Here is a 4511-nt window from a genome sequence, read left to right on the forward strand (position 1 = left end):
ATTCGAAGCTTCTAATTTTCGAAGGCAGGTTTTTCGCTGGGCCAAAAAGGTCAAAAACGTATCAGTCGGCGCGGCGTGGCGAGGTGGCGCACATCCTTGGCCGCCGCTATCCTGACCCTAGATGAGCCGGAACAAACGGCCGCGGTTCGAAGGCTGGCACAGCCTGCGGGAGGAATCGATGGGACCCGATCTGGAAGTCATACAGATAAGGCCTGGCGAGTCGTTCGCGGTGAGGTGGCATGGCTATCCCTACCATACGGTGCGCTGGCATTTTCATCCGGAATACGAACTGCACCAGATCGTCGCGACCAAGGGCCGCTATTTCGTCGGCGACTTCATCGGCGAGTTCGAGGTCGGCAACCTCGTTCTCACCGGTCCGAACCTGCCGCACAACTGGATCAGCGAGGTTCCGGAAGGTCAGTCAGTTCCGCTGCGCTGCAGGCTGGTCCAGTTCAGCGAGGAATTCATCGGCGGCGCGATCGCCACTTTTCCCGAGCTTGGCGCGGTCTCGCCACTGCTCGAGCTCGCGCGGCGCGGCGTCCTGTTCAGCGCCAGTGTGAGCAGGGCGGTCATGCCGTTGCTGGCGGAGATCACTCATGCTTACGGCGTTCACCGGATCAGCCTGTTCATGTCGATCATGGAGGCGCTGAGCCGCGAAACTACGCCGCGCGTGCTCGCCAGCGAGAACTATCTGCCGGACCCGTCCGGATACATGTCTGCGGGCATGAACCAGGCGCTCGCCTATATCCGCGAGAACCTGACCCAGCAATTCAACGAAGGCGATCTGGCGGCAATCGCGGGACAGACGCCGAGCGCCTTCTCTCGCTCGTTTCGCAAGCATACCGGCATGTCGCTGCTGCAGTACATCAAGCGGCTGCGCATCAACCTCGCTTGCCAGATCCTGATGAGCGACGAAGAGGCGCAGATCTCGGACATCTGCTTCGAGGTCGGCTTCAACAATCTGTCGAACTTCAATCGCCAGTTCCTGGCCGAGAAGGGCATGCCGCCTTCGCAGTTCAGGAGATTGGTTGCGGATAATTTCGCGGCCGCGCGCGCCGCATAGAAAGGAGTTCGGGAGGAGAAACAAGCCTTAGACAAGAACCAGGACGAAGCGGTGGGTCGCGCAAGCGAACCAGCGATGGACGAGTATTTCCTCGTGTCATGCCAGCGGGAGGAAGCCGTGAGGCTGCTGCACGAGTTCACTGGACTTCCGATGGGGTGCGCGAGCAGCATCCGCGGCTCGATGTCGAAGTCCGTTTAGATCACACAATGGGAATTGGAGAAGACCTTATGTCCAGATACGTGTCCAGATTGACAGCAGCCGCGATGGCCGTCTCGAGCCTCGCTCTTGGGGCGACTTTTGCCAATGCGCAGGATATCGCCGGCTCCACGGTCGCGTTCCTGATGCCCGACCAGGGCTCGACGCGTTACGAAGAGCATGATCATCCGGGCTTCGTCGCTGAAATGAAGAAGCTTTGCGACAGCTGCAAGGTGCTCTATCTCAATGCCGACGCCGACGTCACCAAGCAACAGCAGCAGTTCAACTCCGTCATCACCCAGGGCGCGAAGGTTGTCGTGCTCGACCCGGTCGATTCCGCGGCGGCGGCCTCGCTGGTGCACAATGCGCAGGCTCAGGGCGTCAAGGTGATCGCCTATGACCGTCCGATCCCCACGGCCAAGGCCGATTTCTATGTATCGTTCGACAACAAGGCCATCGGCAAGGCGATCGCCGCCTCGCTGGTCGAGCATCTCAAGGCCAAGGGCGTGTCGAGCGACGGCGATGTCGGCGTGCTGCAGATCAACGGCTCGCCGACCGACGCCGCGGCGGGCCTGATCAAGGACGGCATCCATGAGGGTCTCAAGACCGGCAGCTACAAGACGCTCGCCGAGTTTGACACGCCGAACTGGGCGCCATCGAATGCCCAGCAATGGGCGGCGGGACAGATCTCGCGCTTCGGCAACAAGATCGTCGGCGTGGTCGCCGCCAACGACGGCACGGGCGGCGGCGCCATTGCCGCCTTCAAGGCAGCCGGCGTCGATCCGGTGCCGCCGGTGACGGGCAACGACGCGACGATCGCCGCCTTGCAGCTCATCATTGCCGGCGACCAGTACAACACTATCTCCAAGCCGAGCGAAATCGTCGCCGCGGCGGCGGCAAACGTTGCTGTGCAGCTTCTCAAGGGCGAGACTCCGAAAGCCGAGACAACGCTGTACGATACGCCCTCGCAACTCTTCGTGCCGGCGGTGGTGACGCAGGAGAATTTGAAGGCCGAAATCATCGACAAGAAGATCCAGACCGCAGCCCAGCTCTGCACCGACCGCTACGCCGAAGGCTGCAAGAAGCTCGGCATTCAATAAGGAGCGATGCGGCTGAAGCCGCATCGTCTCCCAAAGCGATGCGGCGCAGCCGCGTCGCCTGCGATATGCTCGGCTGGCCCGTCAGGGCTGAGAGCCGGGTGTGTCCGGCCGCTCCCTCCTGGCGGCCGGACAGATCGACCAAAACGCGGGAAGAGACACGCAATGGCAATACCCGACGCACCGCCCACGACGAGCCGTCCGCCGGTGCTTAGCCTGCGCGGCATCTCGAAGAATTTCGGCGCGGTGTCGGCTCTCACCGACGTCGATCTCGACATCAATGCCGGGGAAATCGTAGCCCTGGTTGGCGACAACGGCGCCGGCAAGTCGACGCTGGTGAAAATCCTGGCCGGCGCGCATATGCCGAGCTCGGGCTCGATCACTTTCGACGGCCAGCCGGTGACGCTTGCCAATCCCGCCGCGGCGCTGAAGCTCGGCATCGCCACCGTCTTCCAGGATCTCGCGCTCTGCGAAAACCTCGACGTCGTGGCCAACATCTTTCTCGGCCGCGAGCTTCATCCGCTTCGCCTCGACGAGGTCTCGATGGAGGTCCGCGCCTGGACACTGCTCAACGAGCTCTCGGCACGGATTCCCAGCGTGCGCGAGCCGGTGGCGTCGCTGTCGGGCGGGCAGCGGCAGACGGTGGCGATCGCCCGCTCGCTGCTGATGGAGCCGCGCGTGATCCTCCTCGACGAGCCCACCGCCGCACTCGGCGTCGCGCAGACCGCTGAAGTGCTGAATCTCATTGAGCGCGTGCGGGATCGCGGGCTGGGCGTCGTCATGATCAGCCACAACATGGAGGACGTGCGCGCCGTGGCCGACCGCATCGTGGTGCTGAGGCTCGGCCGCAACAACGGCATCTTCCTGCCCGGCGCCTCCAATCAGGAGCTGGTCACGGCGATCACCGGCGCCGACGACAATGCGGTCTCGCGGCGCGGCAGGCGCACGGCCGAGAAAGCGCAAGGAGAACAGCCATGACCACGGCGTCCGACCGCAATCCCGGCGCGCTGCTCGATCGCAGCGACGAACGGCTGAAGGATCGCAGCGGCGCCAAGGGCGTCATCAGGGGCTTCCTCGACCGCGTCCGCTCCGGCGATCTCGGCTCGCTGCCCGTGGTTGTCGGGCTGGTTTTGATCTGCACGATCTTCCAGACGCTCAACCCGGTATTCCTGTCGCCGAACAATCTGGTCAATCTTTTGTTCGACTGCTCGACGGTCGGCATCATCTCGCTCGGCATCGTCTGCGTGCTAATGGTGGGCGAGATCGACCTGTCCGTCGGGTCCGTCAGCGGCCTGGCCTCCGCGCTGCTCGGCGTGCTGTGGGTGCAGTGGGGCTGGCCGGTCGCGCTTGCCATGCTGGCGGCGATGGCGGTCGGGTTCGTGACCGGCTGCGTCTACGCGCTGCTGCTCAACAGGCTCGGCATGCCAAGCTTCGTCTCGACGCTTTCGGGCCTGCTCGCCTTCCTGGGATTGCAGCTCTACATCCTCGGCCCGACGGGCTCGATCAACCTGCCTTACGATTCGCCGCTGGTGAATTTCGGCCAGCTTCTGGTGATGCCACACTGGGTGTCGCACACTTTGGCCGTCGTGCCCGGCGTGCTTGCCCTGGCTCTCGGCTATCGCAAGGCGCAACGCCGCCAGGCCGCCGGCCTGTCATCGCGTTCGCTGGGCGGGCTGCTGCTCCAGGCAGTCGCGATCACGGTCGCGCTCGAACTGGTGGCTTACTACCTCAACCTGTCGCGCGGCGTGCCCTGGATGTTCGCGTTGTTCGTCGGCCTGGTCGTGGCGATGAACTATGCGCTGAAGCGCACCCAATGGGGCCGCTCGATGACCGCTGTCGGCGGCAACCGCGAAGCGGCGCGTCGCGCCGGCATCAATGTCCGGCTGATCTACGCCAGCGCCTTCGCGCTCTGCGCCACGCTGGCGGCGACGGGCGGCCTGCTCTCGGCAGCACGCCTGGCAACCGCCAGCCAGCAGGCCGGCACCGGCGACGTCAATCTCAACGCCATCGCGGCGGCCGTCATCGGCGGCACCAGCCTGTTCGGCGGCCGCGGCAGCGCCTATTCGGCGCTGCTTGGCATCATCGTCATCCAATCCATCGCAAGCGGCCTGACGCTGCTCGATCTGTCATCCTCGCTCCGGTACATGATCACCGGC

Annotated in this window: 4 protein-coding genes; all 4 read left to right on the forward strand. The window is 64.1% G+C overall.

The window, feature by feature from the left end; translation table 11 throughout:
* Nucleotides 1-178: 178 nt before the first annotated feature.
* Entirely contained in the window at nucleotides 179-1063 is an 885-nt protein-coding gene (locus tag EOA49_RS30475; RefSeq protein WP_066992353.1) for an AraC family transcriptional regulator, read from the forward strand.
* Nucleotides 1064-1290: 227 nt separating this feature from the next.
* Nucleotides 1291-2358, forward strand: a complete 1068-nt coding sequence (locus EOA49_RS30480) for a sugar ABC transporter substrate-binding protein (RefSeq protein WP_066992156.1) — start codon at nucleotides 1291-1293, stop codon at nucleotides 2356-2358.
* A 162-nt stretch (nucleotides 2359-2520) separates the two neighbouring features.
* The gene (locus EOA49_RS30485; RefSeq protein ID WP_066992159.1) at nucleotides 2521-3333 is read left to right on the forward strand and encodes an ATP-binding cassette domain-containing protein; all 813 of its coding nucleotides are present in this window, start codon (nucleotides 2521-2523) and stop codon (nucleotides 3331-3333) included.
* On the forward strand, nucleotides 3330-4511 hold a 1182-nt coding region (locus EOA49_RS30490; protein WP_127243546.1), incomplete at its 3' end, for a sugar ABC transporter permease. The genes EOA49_RS30485 and EOA49_RS30490, both read left to right, overlap by 4 nt.

It is taken from the genome of Mesorhizobium sp. M1A.F.Ca.IN.020.04.1.1, assembly GCF_003997315.1.
Taxonomy (GTDB): Bacteria; Pseudomonadota; Alphaproteobacteria; order Rhizobiales; family Rhizobiaceae; genus Mesorhizobium.